Below are 16,190 nucleotides of genomic sequence, written 5' to 3'. Positions count from 1 at the left end.
ATGCATGTTCTGATCGTGGAAGATGATCCGTTGCACCGCGCCTATCTCGGCGAGGCCGTGCGGGCGGCGCTGCCGGAATGCAGCGATGTGCTGGAAGCTGAAAACGGGTCGACGGGCGAGAAACTCGCGCGCCAGCACAGGGCCGCCCATATCGTCATGGATTTGCAGATGAACGGGCGCAACGGCATCGAAGCCGCGCGCACCATCTGGAAGGAAAATCCCGAAACGCGCATATTGTTCTGGTCGAACTATGCCGACGAAGCCTATGTGCGCGGCGTGTCGCGCATCGTGCCGGAAGGGGCGGCTTACGGCTATGTTTTGAAGTCCGCATCGGACGACAAGCTGCGGCTGGCATTGCGCAGCATCTTCGTCGAAGCCCAATGCGTCATCGACCGTGAGGTGCGCGGCCTCCAGCAAAAGAGCCTTGGTCATGCCAGCGGTTTCAGCGAAAGCGAATATGAGATTCTGATCGATATCGCGCTGGGGCTTACGGATCGCGTCATTGCGCGCCGCCGCAATCTGTCATTGAGAAGTGTCCAGAACAGATTGCAGCAACTCTATGAAAAACTTGGGGTGTATCAGGAGAAGAGCGAGCCGGATGAGGGGCGTTTCAATCTGCGGGCGCGCGCGGTAACGGTCGCGCTTTTGCGCAAACTGCTGAACTACAGCGCGCTTGAACGCGCCGAAGTCGAGCTGAACGAATGGCTGGCAGCATCGGCCCGAAAATCGAATCCGATTTTCGGAAAGCACGACGCGTAGTTTCAGGAGGCCACAGCCGCTTTCAGGCGTGGCTGCTCCAGGTCGAGACCGAGTTCCGACGCGCGATCGATAACCGGCGCGAAGCGGCGGCGCTTCTTCTCCTCGTGGTTGGAAGCAATGTCTGCGATACGGTGCTTGAGGAAGGGGTTAAGAAACCGTTCCCGCACAGAATCCATATAAGCCGCCGCCTGGTCTCCAAGCCCGTCCGCAGCGAAAACCGGCAGGACTTCCTCACGCCAGACCGTTTCCAGTTCACGCCGGATCGTTTCGTCCTGCATGGCTTCCAGCACTATCTCGTCTTTCGGGCGACCGCCCTTCAGCCATTGTTCTGCGATGAATGTATGGCCAAGGTTGAGCAGATAGAGCTTCAGATGCTCATAGCGTGCAAGATCGTCGGTGAGGACGATATCTTTGTGTTCGCAAGGCAGCGTCAGGCCATCGGCCTCCTCGATTGCCCACAGCGCATAGGGTTCGGCGACGGCGCCGATCGGCTCGATGGGTTCTGAGACGATACGATCAACAAGGCTGTTGGCGAAGACGCAGCGGGTTTCGAGCCATTGCACGAAACTGTCCGGCAGTTTCCAGTCATGGGCGAGATCGATCAGGATAGAGCGTAGCTTGTCGCCATTGCGCGAGATCAGCTCGCAGGGAAATACCGACAGCGGCGCATCGGGATTGTGCTGCCAGCGGTGATGCAGAAGCACCAGAAGCTTGGCCGGAAAGCTCTTCGGTAAAGCTTCCGGATTGGCAAGAAGCGAACTGTCATCGCTCTTGTCGAGCTCAAAACCCTTGTCCCCGGTATTGGAAAGAATCACATCGACACTGGTGCCAAGGTCGAGAATCGCAGGCCAGTCTTGATGGGCGGAATAGGCGGTGGTGACGCCTTGCGCCTGATATTCCTTCTCAAAGGGTTTCCCATCAGCCAGTCCGCGGATCATTACCGGATAGCTGCGGGCTTCGTTCAGGGCTGCGATCCGCTGGCTGCTCTGCGGATTTGAAGTAGTCTGCACGACGGCGATTGTCCCGATGGCTTTGCCCTCGGCAAGCGCCTCCGAAACAAAGAAATCGGCATGAGCCAACAGAAAACGACTGGTGCCAAACTGCAGGATCGCTGGCTTTTCGTGCATGACCTTCTCCCATAAATCAGTGGTTTTAACTAAGCGATGCAGGGTAAATTGGTCAAGCCAGTGGGAAGATTTAAGGGCCGAATGATTTCAGCGCAGATGTGGAAATGTGCAATTTGCCGCAATTCTTTGAGTTTCTGCGTATATTGCGCTTCGTTTCGCTTGCTAATATGGTAAGGCCAATTCGAGGAGAGGCGAATTGGGAGCATCATGAGCGACTTTACGGCGACCGCGGAACCGCGCAGGCTTTATCAGCAGATTGCAGACCGGGTGAGAAACCTCATTCAGGACGGCCAGTTTCCTGCTGGCAGCAGGCTTCCGGCTGAGCGCGAGCTGGCACAGCAGCTCGGTGTGTCGCGGCCTTCGCTGCGCGAAGCGCTGATTGCGCTCGAAATCGCCGGCAATGTCGAAATCCGCATGGGTTCCGGCATCTATGTCACGGCAGAGTCGGAAAAGCGTTCGCTTTCACAAGGAGCTTCCATCGGCGAGAGCCCGCTCGAAATCATGCAGGCGCGCGAAATGGTCGAGGGCAGCGTGGTTGTCATGGCCTGTGCGCGCATGACGCCTGAAAGCCTGGCCGAACTGCGCGCAACGATTGACGCCATGAAGGTGAATGTCGATGCCGGGCGCAAGGCCATTGAACTCGACAGGCAGTTTCATCTGCTCATCGCCGAGCAATCGGGGAACTCCGTGCTGGTGCGCATCGTGCGCGACCTTTTCGACGAGCGGCATAGTCCGCTGACGTCGCATATCAGAACGCGCTTCGAGGATAACGATACATGGGCTCTGGCTCTGGCCGAGCACGAGGCGATCTATGCGGCGCTTGAGGCGAAGGATCCGCTTCAGGCGCAAGCAGCGATGCGAACGCATCTGGACCGATCCAAGCAGCGTTGGATGGATAATGAACCCAGCGAGTGATTAGCCGGGGCGATTTGGGAGTGAGGTCAGACACATGAATGATTCCGTTGCTACAGCGGTTGCGCCGGTAATTTTGCTGCATCCTGCGGATGATGTTGCGGTGGCGCGCGTTTCGGTTCGCGCTGGCGATCCGATCGGCCTTGAGGGGATCAAGGCCCGCGAACTGATCGGACGTGGGCACAAGGTTGCCGTTCGCGATATTCCGGAAGGCAAGGAAGTCCTGAAATACGGGCAGGTGATCGGCGTTGCGACGAAGGACATTGCGCAGGGCGAGCACGTGCATTTGCAGAACCTCGCCATGCTGCCCTCCGAACACGAGCATCAGTTCTCCATCGATATTGAGGAACGCGGCATGCTGCCGGAGGCGGAACGCCGCCATTTCATGGGCTTCGACCGTGGCGCTGGCGGCGTCGGCACGCGCAATTTCATCGGCGTGATTTCGTCAGTCAACTGCTCTGCCACGGTGTCGCGCTACATCGCCGATTATTTCAATCGCATGGGCGGGCTCGACGGTTTCGACAACGTTGATGGCGTCGTCGCGCTGACGCATGGCAGCGGTTGCGCGCTCAACACAAAGTCGGAAGGCTATCGCCTTTTGACGCGCACCATTCAGGGCTATGCCAAGCATCCGAATTTCGGGGGAATATTGCTGATCGGGCTTGGCTGCGAAACCAACCAGATTGCGCCGATCCTCGAACATTATCGCATGGAAGAAGGCTCGCGCCTGCGCACCATGACGATCCAGCAGCATGGCGGCACGCGCAAGACCATCGATCATGCGATTGCCGAGATCAAGGAAATGCTGCCTTTGGTCAATTCCGCGGTACGCACCAGACAGCCTCTGTCGAAGTTAAAAGTGGCGCTGGAATGCGGCGGCTCGGACGGTTATTCCGGCATCTCCGCCAATCCGGCATTGGGCTATGCCTCGGACCTTATCGTGCGCAATGGCGGCACGACCGTCCTGTCGGAGACGCCGGAAATCTACGGTGCCGAACATCTTCTGACGCGCCGCGCAGTAACGCCAGCGGTGGCGGAAAAGCTGTTGCAGCGCATCGACTGGTGGCGTGACTACACCGCGCGCAATGGCGACGAACTCAACAACAACCCATCCCATGGCAACAAGCTCGGCGGTCTCACCACCATTCTGGAAAAGTCGCTCGGTGCGGTTGCCAAGGGTGGCTCCATGCCGCTCAAGGCCGTCTATGAATTCGCTGAAACCGTGACTGAACCCGGCTTCGTGTTCATGGACACGCCGGGTTATGACCCCGTTGCCGTGACCGGGCAGGTGGCCGGTGGCTGCAATGTGATCTGCTTCACCACGGGTCGCGGTTCGGTATCCGGCTTCAAGCCTTCACCCTGCATCAAGATCGCCACGAATTCCGAAATGTACGAGCACATGAAGGAAGACATGGACATCAATTGCGGCGGTATCGTCACCGGCGATGAGACCATCGAGCAGTCCGGTACGCGCATCTTCGAACATATCATCGCGGTCGCATCAGGCGAGAAGACGTTGAGCGAAGTCTATGACTATGGCGACAACGAATTCGTGCCGTGGCAGGTCGGCGCCGTAACCTGATCCCCCGTTTCATAGCCCTTTATTCAATGACGACTGACAGGAATAATTCGATGGTCAAAGCTCTGCGTATCGAGAGCGAAAACGTTACCCGTTTTGCAGAAATCGACGAAGCGCCGTTGCTGGCGGGTCATGTCCGAGTGCGGGTACGGCATGTTGGGCTCTGCGGCAGCGACCTGAACACTTTCAAGGGGCTTAATCCGCTGGTGCAGCTGCCGCGTATTCCGGGGCACGAGATCGGCGGCGAGATCATTGAAGCAGGCGCGGGCGTCAGCGCCGCCTACGCCAGCGGCAAGCGGGTGATCGTGCTGCCTTACACGAATTGCGGTGAATGTTCGTCCTGCCGCAAGGGCCGGCTCAATGCGTGCCGTTATAACAAGACGCTTGGCGTGCAGCAGAATGGCGGTCTGGCCGACCAGATCGTGCTGGCTGCCGAAAAGCTGATCCTCAACGATACGCTGGAACCGCGTCATCTGGCACTGGTCGAGCCGCTTTCGGTCGGCTTCCATGCCGTCGAGCGCGGACGGGTCCAGGCAGGCGACACGGTCGCTGTTCTCGGCTGCGGCATGATCGGCATGGGCGTGCTGCTCGGCGCAGTCGCCCGTGGCGCCAAGGTCATCGCCATCGATCCAAGTGCTGAAAAGCGCGAACTGGCGCTGCAATTCGGCGCCACGCATGCGCTTCCGGGCGGCGAGGACGTTGTCGCGAAGGTTCAGGAACTGACAGACGATGACGGCGTGGACGTTGCTTTTGAAGCGGTCGGCCTACCGATCACTTTCACGCAGGCCGTCGATCTGGCGGGCTTCGCGGGCAGGGTGGTTTATGTCGGCTATTCCAAGGCCCCAGTCACCTACCAGACGCAGTTCTTCAACCTGAAGGAACTCGACATCATGGGATCGCGCAATGCGACGCTCGCGGATTTCGAGGCTGTCATCGCCCATCTGGAAAAGCTCGGAGCGGATGCCGACAAGCTGATCTCCAAAATATTTCCGTTCGATGAAGCTGAAGCGGCGCTTCCCTACTGGGACGGCGACCGCAATGTCTTGAAGATCATCATCGAACGCGACTGAAATCGAAGCAAATGTCCGGGCCGCATGGACGGTGCCGGACGCTAGTGGAGGAAACCGGCCAAAAGGCCATTGTTTAATGACCCCATACGGGAGGATACTGATGAAGAAACTCGTTACCGGCATGATCGCCGCCAGCATGCTGCTGGCAGGAAGCATGGCTGCATACGCTGCCAATGTGTCGATCAAGGTTGCCTATGAAAACAACCCCGGCGAGCCTTTCGATGAGGTAATGCATTACTGGAAAGACGATCTTGCCAAGCGCAGCAACGGCGAGATCACGCTCGAACTTTATCCAAGCTCGCAGCTTGGCTCCAAGAAGGACGTGACCGAGCAGGCCATGATGGGCCTCAATGTCGTGACCATTTCCGACGTGGGCTTTCTTGCCGAGTATGATCCTGATCTCGGCGTGCTCTATGGTCCGTTCCTGACCGACGATCCGGCGCAGCTTTTCAAGGTCTATGACGGGCCATGGTTCAAGGAAAAGAGCGAAGAGCTGAAGAAGAAGGGCATTCATATCGTAATGCCGAACTATCTCTATGGCATTCGCCAGATCATTTCCAAGAAGCCGATCCGCACGCCTGAAGACCTGAAGGGCATGAAGATCCGCGTGCCGAACAATGTCATGCAGATCAAGACCTTCGAGGCAATGGGCGCTACGCCGACCCCGATGCCGCTCGGAGAAACCTTCCCGGCGCTCGCGCAGGGCGTGATCGATGGTGTGGAGAACCCGATTTCTGTTCTGTACGGCCAGAAATTCCAGGAAGAAGCCAAATATCTGAGCAAGGTCGGCTATCTGACCAACGTGGCGCTCATCGTGGGCGGCGAAGCCTTCTTTTCCACGCTGCCGGAAGATCAGCTCAAGATGATCCATGAATCCGCTTATGATGCGGGTCTCTACAGCCAGAAGCTGACGATCGAAAAAGACAATGAAATGATCGAAAAGATGAAGGAAGCCGGAGTCGAAGTCATCGATGTCGACCGCGCTCCCTTCAAGGCTCTTGCAGAGAAGGTCTACACCCAGTTCCCGGAATGGTCGCCTGGTCTTTATGACAAGATCAAAGCCGAACTGAACTGATCCATCCTTTTCGGATATCGCCATGTCGCGGCTTTGCCGCGGCATGGTCTGCTCATGGAATTCAATCCGATGAAATTGTTTGAAAAACTGATCGAATGGCTGGCTGCCGTGCCGCTGTTCATCCTGCTGGCGATGTTCAACATCGCCGTTGTCATGCGTTACTGGATGCACCAGCCATTGCAATGGACCGAGGAAATGGCTGGCCTGCTGATGATCTGGATCGTGATGCTCGGTAGCGTTGCCGCGGAACGCAGCAACCAGCATCTTGCCATTCCGATGCTTGTTGAGCTGTTTTCGGAAAAGCTGCGCGAGATCATCAACGCTGTCGTTGCCATCCTGTCGGGGCTGTTTCTGCTCTACGTGTCCTATGCCGGCTACAAGCTGTCGGTGGCGGCACAGCTTAAAGTGACCGACGTGCTGCGCGTTTCCTACTACTGGATCGATATCGCCGTGCCGGTCGGCTTCGGTATTATCGCCCTTTATATGTTTGCAGGCGCATTCAAATCCTTGCGCGCCGCTTTTGCGGGAGGCAAGGCATGAATCTTACGACTATCGTTCTCATCATGCTGGCGCTGATCGCGCTCAATATGCGCCTCTACGTGGCCATCCTGATTGCGGTCTTCACCTATTTTACGTTCTTCAACCAGATGCCGATAGCGATTGCAGTCCAGCGCTTCATCAGCCCGGCTCAAAACACATCGCTGCTCGCCATTCCGTTCTTCATCATGCTTGGCACGGTGATGGCGCATACCGGTATTGCAGAACGTCTGATTAAGGTCGCGGAAATTCTGGTCGGTCGCATGCGCGGTGGCATGGCGCTCACCAACATCATGGTTTCAACCCTGATGGGCGGCGTCAGCGCGTCCAATCTGGCCGACAGTGCCATGCTTACCCGCATGATGGTGCCGGAAATGGTCAAGCGTGGCTATGACAAGGCATTTTCCTGCGCGGTAACGGCTGCCGGTTCGCTGATTACGCCGATCATTCCTCCGGGCATCGCGCTCATCATCTATGGTCTGATTGCGGATGTTTCCATCGGCAAGATGTTCATGGCTGGTGTCGTGCCGGGCATCCTGGGTGCCATCATCCTGATGATCGCGGCCTATATCACGTCGGTAAAGCGCGGCTACAAGCCGAGCCGTGAAAAGCGGATGAGCGGCGCCGAAGTCGTCTCGACGCTTGCCTCGGCATGGCCTGCTGTCCTGTTGCTGTTTGCGATCATCGGCGGTATCCGCATGAACATCTTCACGCCGACGGAAGCCGGTGCTGTTGCCGTGACGCTGGTTCTGATCATCGGTTTTGTGATCTATCGCGAAATGCGCATCTCGCATGTGGTGGATTCGCTGATAGAAACGGCGAAATCGACCGCCTCCGTCATGCTCGTCATCATGGCGTCGTCAGCGCTCGCATGGGTGTTTTCGCTCGAACAGGCCGGCCAGTCGCTGATGCAGCTGATCTCGTCCTTCACCAGCAACCCTTATGCGTTCCTGCTGGCAGTCAACGTGATCCTGCTGATCCTCGGAGCGCTGATCGAGGGTACCGCCCTGATGATCGTTCTGGTTCCGCTCCTGATGCCAACGGTAAAGGCTCTGGGCATCGATCCGGTACATTTCGGCATCGTCGTCATCGTCAATCTTTCGATTGGCACGCTGACGCCGCCGGTCGGTACTGTCATGCTGATGGTCTGCAACATCGCCAAGGTAAGGGTCGGAGATTTCACCCGCCAGGCGTTCAGCATGTATATGGCGCTGTTCATCCTGCTGGCGCTCGTCACTTACGTGCCGATTATCTCGACCTATCTGGCTCATTAGACTGCGTTTCGAACTGATTTTGATCAGATCGACGTTCTGATCAAAAAAGCGCGGGTAACGCCCGCGCTTTTTCGTTTGTTCACCACGGATTTTCAACACGCGGCCAGATAGCACGGGTGAGCTTACGATAATTGGTCGTGCGCGGATTGCTCGGATAGGAGCTGGGTGCCGCGACATAGATGATCTCGGCTGCGATCGGCACAAAACCCGCGTGGAAATGATTGGTGGACTTGACCACCAATATGTCCTTCTTCATCGGGTCGATGCCGATATTGGAAAAGATATCCGGCTCGAATGTCTGCGTCCGGTTGGTGTTGAGAATGATGTCGATCTCGGTGCCTTCAATCCGCACCACTGCCGAAGGTCCAAGCGTCACGCGGCTTGGCCCAAAACTCTGCCAGCCTTCGGCGAGGGTTTTCAGGACAGTAACGCGGGCATCGATGGGTTCACCGCCAAGCGGACCGGATTTGCCGCCGAAACGCAGATTGATTAACGCACCTTCGCCCGCCGCATGGCAGAATGTCACGGCAATGGGGTCCCAGATCGTGGCAACGCCGACATTATCGATACGCCGTTCGATCAGGCGGCGAAGAACATAGGTTCCGTCGCCGGCGACACCGCCGCCGGGATTGTCCCATACATCGGCGATCACCGCAGGTTTGGCAGGATTGGCTGCATGGGCGGCCAGCGCCCGGTCGATGCCCTGATCGGTGTCGAACATGGTCATCAGGGTCTGCTCGCGCAAGGCGATAAGTTCACGCCCGAGTTTTTCCGCAAGGGATTTGCCCTTCGCCGGGTCATTGTCGGTGACGACAAGAATGTGGGTTCCCATTTCCGGCACATCGGCAGCCATGAAGCCATGAATGACGGAAATGGACAGGACGCCCTCCTTGCCCTGCATCGCCTTTATGCGGTCGACGAAGGAGCGCATCGGCTCCTTGCTTGTCGGATAGACGCCGATCATTCGGCAGTCGAAGGTGGAAATGACCGGGCTGATCCGGCCTTTCAGCGCATCCAGCGCGAGATCGACCACATGCTCGCCGCGTTCGTAGAAATCCGTGTGAGGAAATTCGAGGAAGGATGCGAAAATATTAAGGTTTTCGACCCGCTTCGGGGTGAGGTGGCTGTGCGGATCGAACTCGCTGGCGACCAGAATATCGGGCCCGACGATGGCGCGCACGCGTTCCAGAAGATCGCCCTCGCAATCGTCATAGCCTTGCGCGACCATGGCGCCATGCAGACCGAGAACAACTGCATCGACAGGCAGAGCGGCCTTCAACTGATCCAGAATTTCATTACGCAGTTCCTCGAAAGCTTGCCGTTGGAGCAGGCCGCCCGGTTCCGCCCATGTGGCGGTGCCTTCGATGACCGTCAATCCTTCCGCCGCTGCGCGCTTGCGCAATGCCACGATGGGCGAAGAGCATAATGTCGGCGTATCTGGATGCTTGCCGGGTGCTGCGTAGAATGCCATCTCGAACGAGGCCCTGTCGGTCGGAACCGGCGAGAATGTATTGGTTTCTGTCGCAAGCGATGCGGTGAAAATGCGCATGAAAATTTCTCTGGGCGAGGGGCGGTTTATTTCTGCGGTGCGTAGGCAATGGCCTCGACTTCGATCTTGATGTCGATCATCAGCCTGGACTCGACCGTGGTTCGTGCAGGAGGCTCTTTTGGAAAATAGGTGGCATAGACGGCGTTCATACGCCCGAAATCCCGCGCGTCTTCCAGCCAGATAGTAGTTTTGACCACGTCTTCCATGGTCGCTCCTGCAAGCGCAAGCGCGGCCTTGACGTTTTCGAGCACCTGTTTCGTCTGTGCTTCTATGCCGCCGTCGACGATCTGGCCGTTCGGTCCCACTGGCACCTGACCCGAGATATAGACTGTGTCGCCTGCTCGGACGGCGGGGGAAAGAGGCACATGCGATGCGCCGAAGACCTGTTTTCTGGACATGATTTTCTCCGGTTATTTGACTGCCCCAAGCGCCAGTCCCTTGATGAGATAGCGCTGGAGCCAGATGAAGAGGATTGCGACCGGCAGCGTGGCAAGAAAGGTTGCCGCCATGACGTAATGCCATTCGACGGTGTAGCGTCCCGCCACCAGCGAGAAGACCTGAATGGGCAAGGTGTAGCTTTCCTGCCTGCGCAGCATGGTCAATGCGACGACGAATTCGTTCCATGCATTGATGAAAGTGAAGATAGCCGTCACTGCAATGGCAGGCAGGCAGAGCGGCAGGAACACTTTTATCAATGTCTTGCCGCGTCCGGCGCCTTCCATCCAGGAGGCTTCTTCCAGATCGCGCGGTATGGTGTCGAAATAGCTCTGCAGCATCCACACGGTGAAGGCGATATTGAAGGCCATATAGACCGCGCCGACCGCCGAAACGCTTTCGATCAGCCCATAAGCGGCGAGCAGCCGAAAAAGGCCAAGCACCAGAACGATGGGGGAGATCATCTGCGAGACGAGCAGGAATTGGCGGAACAAGCCGTGACCCGCAAAGCGAAAGCGCGACATCGCATAGGCTGCAGGAATGGAAATGATGATCGCGCCCACGGAAGCAATGACTGATACGTAAAGCGAGTTCAGAAGCGCTTGCCCGAATTTGGTCTGGACCCACATTTCCGAAAAGTTCTGCCAGCGAAAGCTGCTTGGCCACCACGTTGGAGAAAGAACTTCCTGCGGCGGTTTGACGGCGGTGAGAAACATTACCGCAAAGGGAAACAGCGTCAGCACGATAAGCGGCGACAGAACGGCCCAGGCAACGATCGTGCGTTTCAATTTTGAGCCGGTCATGCACGTTCTCCCCGCATTGCAAGGCGGATATAGATCGCGGTGAAGACGAGCAGTATCGCCAGCATGATGAGCGATACGGCGGAGGCCTCTCCCAGCTTTCCAAGCCTGAAGGCGAGCTTGTAGAGATGCGTCACCAGAATATCGGTGGAGTTTGCCGGACCGCCCTGTGTCATGACCCAGATGATCGGAAAGGAATTGAAAACGTAGATCGTATTCAGCACGATGGCGATGTTCACGAAGGGCTTGAGCAGCGGAAAGGTGATCTCGCGAAACTGCTGCCACAGGCTGGCGCCTTCGAGGGACGATGCTTCGTAAAGATCGTCTGGGATGGAGGACAGCCCGCCGAGAAAGATCGTGGTGGTGAACGGCACGGTGACCAGAATGCCGACCAGTATCTGCATGGGAAAGGCTGTCGCGGCGCTCGCCAGCCATTGAATGTTGCTGTCGATGAGACCGAGATTGCGCAATGCGGAATTGAGCATTCCGCTTTCGCCATTCAGCGCCCAACGCCAGACAATGGCCGTCATGGTGAGAGAAACGGCCCAGGGCAGCATGACGATGACGCGGGCGACCGACCGCCCATAGAAATCCATGTTCAGGATGACGGCGACCGGAATGGAAACGATGAGCGCCCCGCCCACCACGGCGACGGTCCAGACGGCAGTGCGCCAGACCGCATTGAGAAAGTCGGGCGTTGCGAAAAGCGCCGTGAAGTTTGCGCCGTTGTTGAAATCGCGTAGCTGCCCGAAGCGGTTGACGTCGTGGCTGGCAATTTCAACGAGATGCACCACGGGCCAGAAGATCACCACCGCAGCCAAAAGCAGGCTCGGCAGGATCAGGAGATAGGGCAGGGTGCGGCTTTGCATCGGCAATCTGGATCCCGGGAAGAAAAAGCGCCCGGCGGAGCATAGGCTCTGCCGGGCAGGCGGGGAGTGTTATTTCTTCAGGATCGCATCCGCCTTGGCGGCGGCGTCCTTCAGCACGGCATCGGGTTCGCCCTTGCCGAGATAGATGCTCTGCATGGCGTTGGAGGTGATGTCGGCAATTTCTTCCCAGCCCGGAATGACCGGCGCAAAGCGGGCATCAGGAAGAAGCGCGGTAAAGGCGGCGAGATCGGCATTATTCACATAATAATCCATCTTCGCCTCTTCCTTGTTGACCGGAAGGAAGCCTTCGCCCTGTGTGAACTTGGCGCGCCACTCTGTCTGGAACAGGAAGTCGAGCACTTTCCAGGCTTCCTCCTTGTTCTTGGAGTTCTGGAACATGATGACGGAATCGGTCACGCCATAGGTGCCGCGCGCGCCTGTCGGTCCGGCTGGAATGGCTGCGACGCCGTATTTGAGATTGGGCGCTTCTTCCTTGATCTGGTTGGAAAGGAAAGGCGCGGTTATCATCATGCCGACCTTGCCCTGCTTGAAGAGGTTCTGCACGTCTTCTCGTGCATAGGACGTGACGCCGGGCTGGGTCAGGCCGTCATCAATCAGTGACTTGTAAAGCTTGGCAGCCTCCAGTGCCCCCCGCGTGCTCAGGCCCGACGTCCCGTCCTTGTTGAGGATTTCGGTGCCGTAGGACCACATGGCATAATAGTAATAGACGTCGGTCTCGATTTCCTTGCCCTGCAGGCCGAAACCGTAATTCTCTCCGCCGAGCGCCTTGATCTTGGTAGCGGCGGCTTTCAGTTCGTCCCAGGTTGCAGGCGGGTTTTCGACGCCTGCCTTGGCAAGAAGATCCTTGTTGTAATACATGGCGCGAGCCGAGGCCGCGATCGGCAGGCCGTAGGTCTTGCCCTCCAGGATGGACGGCGACAGGAAAGTCTCGATGAACCGGCCCTTGAACTCGTCGTTCATGTAACCGTCGAGCGGTTCGGCGATGCCCTGCTGCACGAAATCGATCAGCCAGCGTGTGCCGATGATCGAAAGATCCGCGTTGGTGCCTGCTGAAATGTCGGTGGTCAGCTTCTGCAGGAGCACATCCCACGGAACAACTTCGAAATTAAGCGTGATGCCGGGATTGGCAGCTTCGAACGCTTTCTTCACTTCCTCGAAATACGGGCCTGTCTTGGAGCTGTACTCCGCGACCGTCATGCGTACTTCACCAGCATTTGCGACTGACGACAACGCCAGAATGCTCAATCCAGCCAGAAGGCCGGCCTTCCATTTGTTGATAGACATCTTCCCGTTCCCTTGTTTTGCCCCGCATTGGCGCGATGACCATCTATTTTTGTTATTTTCCTACATTATCGGCATTGATAGCAGTTTCAAGCGAAAAGTTTTGTTGCAAACTTACATTTTGACTTTTACGCTGACGGGAATAAACAGTTGCAGAAAGCTGCCGCATAAAGGGGAATAGCGTGGAGCAAGCAGGCGAATTTGCCGGGAAATCGGTGCTGGTTACCGGGGCAGGTGGCGGCGTGGGAAACGCGCTTGTCCATCTTTTTTCCGAACGCGGCGCCCGAGTTATCGGATGCGATACGTCACTGGAGGCAATGACTGGCGATGGCTTCCATGCGCGTCACGCCTTCAACCTGCTCGACCGTGACGGGCTGGAGCCCGCAGCAAAGCGGATCATAGCGGAATCCGGCCTGCCTGATATTGTGATCAACAATGCTGGCTGGACCCGTGCCGAGACTTTCGATGGGCTGGATCAGGGCAATATCGACGCCGAGATCGACCTCAATTTGACTGCGGTTGCCGGATTTTCCAATGTGATGGCGCAGGCCATGGCTGCCCGCGGGCACGGTGTTTTTGTGTTTATTTCGTCGGTCAACGGACTTCTGCATTTCGGAAACCCGGCCTATGCGGCCGCCAAGGCCGGGATCAATGCCTTCGCGCGCGCTATCGCGGTGGAGTTCGGAAGAAAGGGCGTGCGCGCCAATGTGGTCTGTCCGGGGTCGATACGGACACCCGCATGGGATCATCGTATCGCGCAGGACGCGGGCGTTCTGGACCGCTTGCAGCGTTTTTATCCTCTGGGGCGTATCGTTGACACCCGTGAGGTCGCGGAAACGGTAGCCTTTCTGGCTTCCGACCGGGCATCGGGGATTACCGGCGCCATCCTCCCGGTCGATGCGGGGCTGACTGCGGGCTGCCGTCCTTTCATAGAAGATATTCTCGGAGGACACTGACCGATGAAAGAGGTTTCGCTGCGCGGCATTACCAAGACCTTCGGGCAATTGACCGTTCTCGATCGTGTCGATCTCGATATTCAAAGCGGGGAATTTCTCGTGCTCGTCGGTCCTTCGGGCTGCGGGAAATCCACGCTTCTGCGGATGGTGGCCGGGCTTGAACCGATTTCCGGCGGCGATCTCCTGATCGGTGGAGACCGGGCCAACGAGTTGCCGCCGCAAAAGCGCAATATCGCGATGGTGTTTCAGTCCTACGCGCTGTTTCCGCATATGACGGCGCGTGAAAATATTGGTTTTGGTCCGCGTATTCGTGGCGAGAAGTCGGAGGAAACCGCAGCGAAAGTGGACAAGGCAGCGTCCATTCTCAACCTCCATTCCTATCTTGATCGCTATCCACGCCAGCTTTCCGGCGGGCAACGCCAACGCGTCGCCATGGGGCGGGCCATCGTTCGCGAACCGTCGGTGTTCCTGTTCGATGAACCGCTTTCCAATCTCGATGCGCAGTTGCGCGTACAGATGCGCACCGAGATCAAGGCGCTGCATCAACGCCTGAAATCGACGGTGATCTACGTCACCCATGATCAGATCGAGGCTATGACGATGGCCGACCGGATCGTGGTTATGAATCAGGGAAAAATCCAGCAGATCGGTGCGCCGCTTGAGCTTTATGACCGCCCGGCCAACAAGTTCGTGGCGAGCTTTATCGGTTCGCCGTCCATGAGTTTCATTCCCGGAACCGTATCGGAAGGCATATTTCGCACTGAAGAGGGCGAAGAAATTGCCGTCTCGGCGGGATCGCCCGAAAACCGGCAGGCCGAAGCTGGCATTCGCCCGGAAAATTTTACAGTCGCGCCGGGTGGCACGGGGCTGACACTTACGGTGGAAGTCATCGAGCCGACGGGTCCGGAAACGCATATCTATGGCCGGATAGCGGGACAGCCCATAAGGGCTGTGTTTCGCGAGCGCTTGCATCTTGCGCCCGGTGAACAAGTGCCTGTAACTGCGAAGAGCGAACACATACATCTTTTCGACAAGGATAGCGGTCTCCCGCTTTGAACTCCCCATGAGCAAGGTTGCCGACATCATCACGCGGCTGCATGTCGTGGCGCAGGACGGATCGAAATCCGAACGGCGGCTGGCTGCGCTCGTGCTGGCAGATCCGGATTACGCTTCCAAGGCGGCAATTTCGGAAATCGCCGCCAGAGCTGGCGTCAGCGAACCTACCGTCACGCGCTTTTGCCGCGCGCTCGGCTGCGACGGTGTTCGTGATTTCAAATTCTATCTGGCACAGGCGCTGGCCATTGGCGGCCAGTATCTGACGGCTGAAATTCCCGCACGCGATGTGCGTGAAAGCCGCATTGCGACCGCTGTGACCGATGCGGCGGTCGCAGCCATCCAACGCGCCAGCGACGGACTGGACATGGCCGTACTGATGAAAGTGGCCGAACGGCTCGCCGCCGGGGGCCCTGTTCTTTGCCTAGGGTCCGGCGGCATCTCTTCCATGCTGGCAACGGAAATGCAGAACCGTTTGTTTCGGCTCGGTATTCCTGTCAGCGCACAGGTGGATGGGCAGTTGCAGCGCATGTATGCTGCCGTCACCACGCATGAGGCGACGGTAATCGCCTTTTCCGTTTCCGGCTTTGCGCGTTCGGTCGTGGAAGCCGTGCTGGTCGCGCGCCAATATGGAGCCCAGACAGTAGCGATCACGCCTGCAGGTTCCGACCTGGCCAAGGCGGCGGACGTGCTCATTCCCTATCAGGCCAATGAAGACGGCAATATCTACAAGCCGACCTCGTCGCGCTTCGCGCTGCTCGCAATTCTTGACATGATCGCCACGGCCACGGCGGAAGCGCGCGGGCCGAAGGTGCTGGAAAGCCTGCGTCGCATCAAGCATAGCCTCAATACGCTGACCATAGATGATCCGCGCCTGCCGCTGGGAGATTGAT

16 protein-coding genes are annotated in these 16,190 nt (G+C 57.6%); 10 read left to right on the top strand and 6 right to left on the bottom strand.

Annotated elements, in window-relative coordinates:
- Positions 1-759, top strand: coding sequence for a response regulator transcription factor (locus ACOWVS_RS09345; RefSeq protein WP_063621116.1), 759 nt, complete (start codon positions 1-3; stop codon positions 757-759).
- Between the two features lie 2 nt (positions 760-761).
- Here ACOWVS_RS09345 and ACOWVS_RS09340 read toward each other — a convergent pair whose 3' ends face one another.
- The gene (locus tag ACOWVS_RS09340; RefSeq protein ID WP_063621114.1) at positions 762-1,886 is read right to left on the bottom strand and encodes a D-mannonate oxidoreductase; all 1,125 of its coding nucleotides are present in this window, start codon (positions 1,884-1,886) and stop codon (positions 762-764) included.
- Positions 1,887-2,093: 207 nt separating this feature from the next.
- Between ACOWVS_RS09340 and ACOWVS_RS09335 the strand changes: the two genes are divergently transcribed.
- The 6 genes from ACOWVS_RS09335 to ACOWVS_RS09310 all read left to right on the top strand — a co-directional run bounded on the left by ACOWVS_RS09335 (position 2,094) and on the right by ACOWVS_RS09310 (position 8,333).
- Positions 2,094-2,801, top strand: a complete 708-nt coding sequence (locus ACOWVS_RS09335) for a FadR/GntR family transcriptional regulator (RefSeq protein WP_006469164.1) — start codon at positions 2,094-2,096, stop codon at positions 2,799-2,801.
- A gap of 34 nt (positions 2,802-2,835) precedes the next feature.
- The gene (locus tag ACOWVS_RS09330) at positions 2,836-4,380 is read left to right on the top strand and encodes a UxaA family hydrolase (protein ID WP_006469163.1); all 1,545 of its coding nucleotides are present in this window, start codon (positions 2,836-2,838) and stop codon (positions 4,378-4,380) included.
- Positions 4,381-4,430: 50 nt separating this feature from the next.
- On the top strand, positions 4,431-5,447 hold the full coding sequence (locus tag ACOWVS_RS09325) for a zinc-binding alcohol dehydrogenase family protein (RefSeq protein WP_063621112.1): 1,017 nt from the start codon (positions 4,431-4,433) through the stop codon (positions 5,445-5,447).
- 100 nt (positions 5,448-5,547) lie between these two features.
- Positions 5,548-6,522 carry a C4-dicarboxylate TRAP transporter substrate-binding protein gene (locus ACOWVS_RS09320; RefSeq protein ID WP_006471979.1) on the top strand — a complete coding sequence of 325 codons (975 nt, stop codon included), beginning with the start codon at positions 5,548-5,550 and terminating at the stop codon, positions 6,520-6,522.
- A gap of 69 nt (positions 6,523-6,591) precedes the next feature.
- Positions 6,592-7,062, top strand: coding sequence for a TRAP transporter small permease (locus ACOWVS_RS09315; RefSeq protein WP_241083937.1), 471 nt, complete (start codon positions 6,592-6,594; stop codon positions 7,060-7,062).
- The gene (locus ACOWVS_RS09310; protein WP_006469159.1) at positions 7,059-8,333 is read left to right on the top strand and encodes a TRAP transporter large permease; all 1,275 of its coding nucleotides are present in this window, start codon (positions 7,059-7,061) and stop codon (positions 8,331-8,333) included. Before ACOWVS_RS09315 ends, ACOWVS_RS09310 begins: the two co-directional genes overlap by 4 nt.
- A gap of 79 nt (positions 8,334-8,412) precedes the next feature.
- Here the strand turns inward: ACOWVS_RS09310 and ACOWVS_RS09305 are convergent, their stop codons facing one another.
- The 5 genes from ACOWVS_RS09305 to ACOWVS_RS09285 all read right to left on the bottom strand — a co-directional run bounded on the left by ACOWVS_RS09305 (position 8,413) and on the right by ACOWVS_RS09285 (position 13,291).
- Positions 8,413-9,882: a M81 family metallopeptidase gene (locus ACOWVS_RS09305; RefSeq protein WP_063621108.1), complete on the bottom strand. Its 1,470-nt coding sequence runs from the start codon at positions 9,880-9,882 to the stop codon at positions 8,413-8,415.
- Between the two features lie 26 nt (positions 9,883-9,908).
- Positions 9,909-10,280 carry a RidA family protein gene (locus tag ACOWVS_RS09300; RefSeq protein WP_025089990.1) on the bottom strand — a complete coding sequence of 124 codons (372 nt, stop codon included), beginning with the start codon at positions 10,278-10,280 and terminating at the stop codon, positions 9,909-9,911.
- 12 nt (positions 10,281-10,292) lie between these two features.
- Positions 10,293-11,120: a carbohydrate ABC transporter permease gene (locus ACOWVS_RS09295; RefSeq protein WP_075041848.1), complete on the bottom strand. Its 828-nt coding sequence runs from the start codon at positions 11,118-11,120 to the stop codon at positions 10,293-10,295.
- Entirely contained in the window at positions 11,117-11,986 is an 870-nt protein-coding gene (locus tag ACOWVS_RS09290) for a carbohydrate ABC transporter permease (RefSeq protein WP_006471981.1), read from the bottom strand. The genes ACOWVS_RS09295 and ACOWVS_RS09290 overlap by 4 nt, the downstream gene beginning before the upstream one ends.
- A 69-nt stretch (positions 11,987-12,055) precedes the next feature.
- On the bottom strand, positions 12,056-13,291 hold the full coding sequence (locus ACOWVS_RS09285; protein ID WP_063621104.1) for an ABC transporter substrate-binding protein: 1,236 nt from the start codon (positions 13,289-13,291) through the stop codon (positions 12,056-12,058).
- Positions 13,292-13,470: 179 nt separating this feature from the next.
- Here ACOWVS_RS09285 and ACOWVS_RS09280 point away from each other — a divergent pair, with 179 nt between their 5' ends.
- From ACOWVS_RS09280 to ACOWVS_RS09270, 3 genes are read left to right on the top strand one after another with little or no spacing between them, the layout of a single operon-like run.
- Positions 13,471-14,244, top strand: coding sequence for an SDR family NAD(P)-dependent oxidoreductase (locus ACOWVS_RS09280; protein ID WP_063621103.1), 774 nt, complete (start codon positions 13,471-13,473; stop codon positions 14,242-14,244).
- A 3-nt stretch (positions 14,245-14,247) separates the two neighbouring features.
- Positions 14,248-15,300 (top strand): ABC transporter ATP-binding protein, encoded by a 1,053-nt coding sequence (locus tag ACOWVS_RS09275; RefSeq protein ID WP_006469152.1) that lies wholly within the window; start codon positions 14,248-14,250, stop codon positions 15,298-15,300.
- Between the two features lie 7 nt (positions 15,301-15,307).
- A complete protein-coding gene (locus ACOWVS_RS09270; protein WP_006469151.1) occupies positions 15,308-16,189 on the top strand; it encodes a MurR/RpiR family transcriptional regulator in 882 nt (293 codons plus the stop codon).
- Position 16,190: the final 1 nt, after the last annotated feature.

The sequence above is a fragment of the Brucella sp. IR068 genome, assembly GCF_049065885.1.
GTDB lineage: Bacteria > Pseudomonadota > Alphaproteobacteria > Rhizobiales > Rhizobiaceae > Brucella > Brucella intermedia.
The sequence above is the reverse complement of the archived record's forward strand: the minus strand, read 5'-3'. Positions and strand labels throughout refer to the sequence as shown.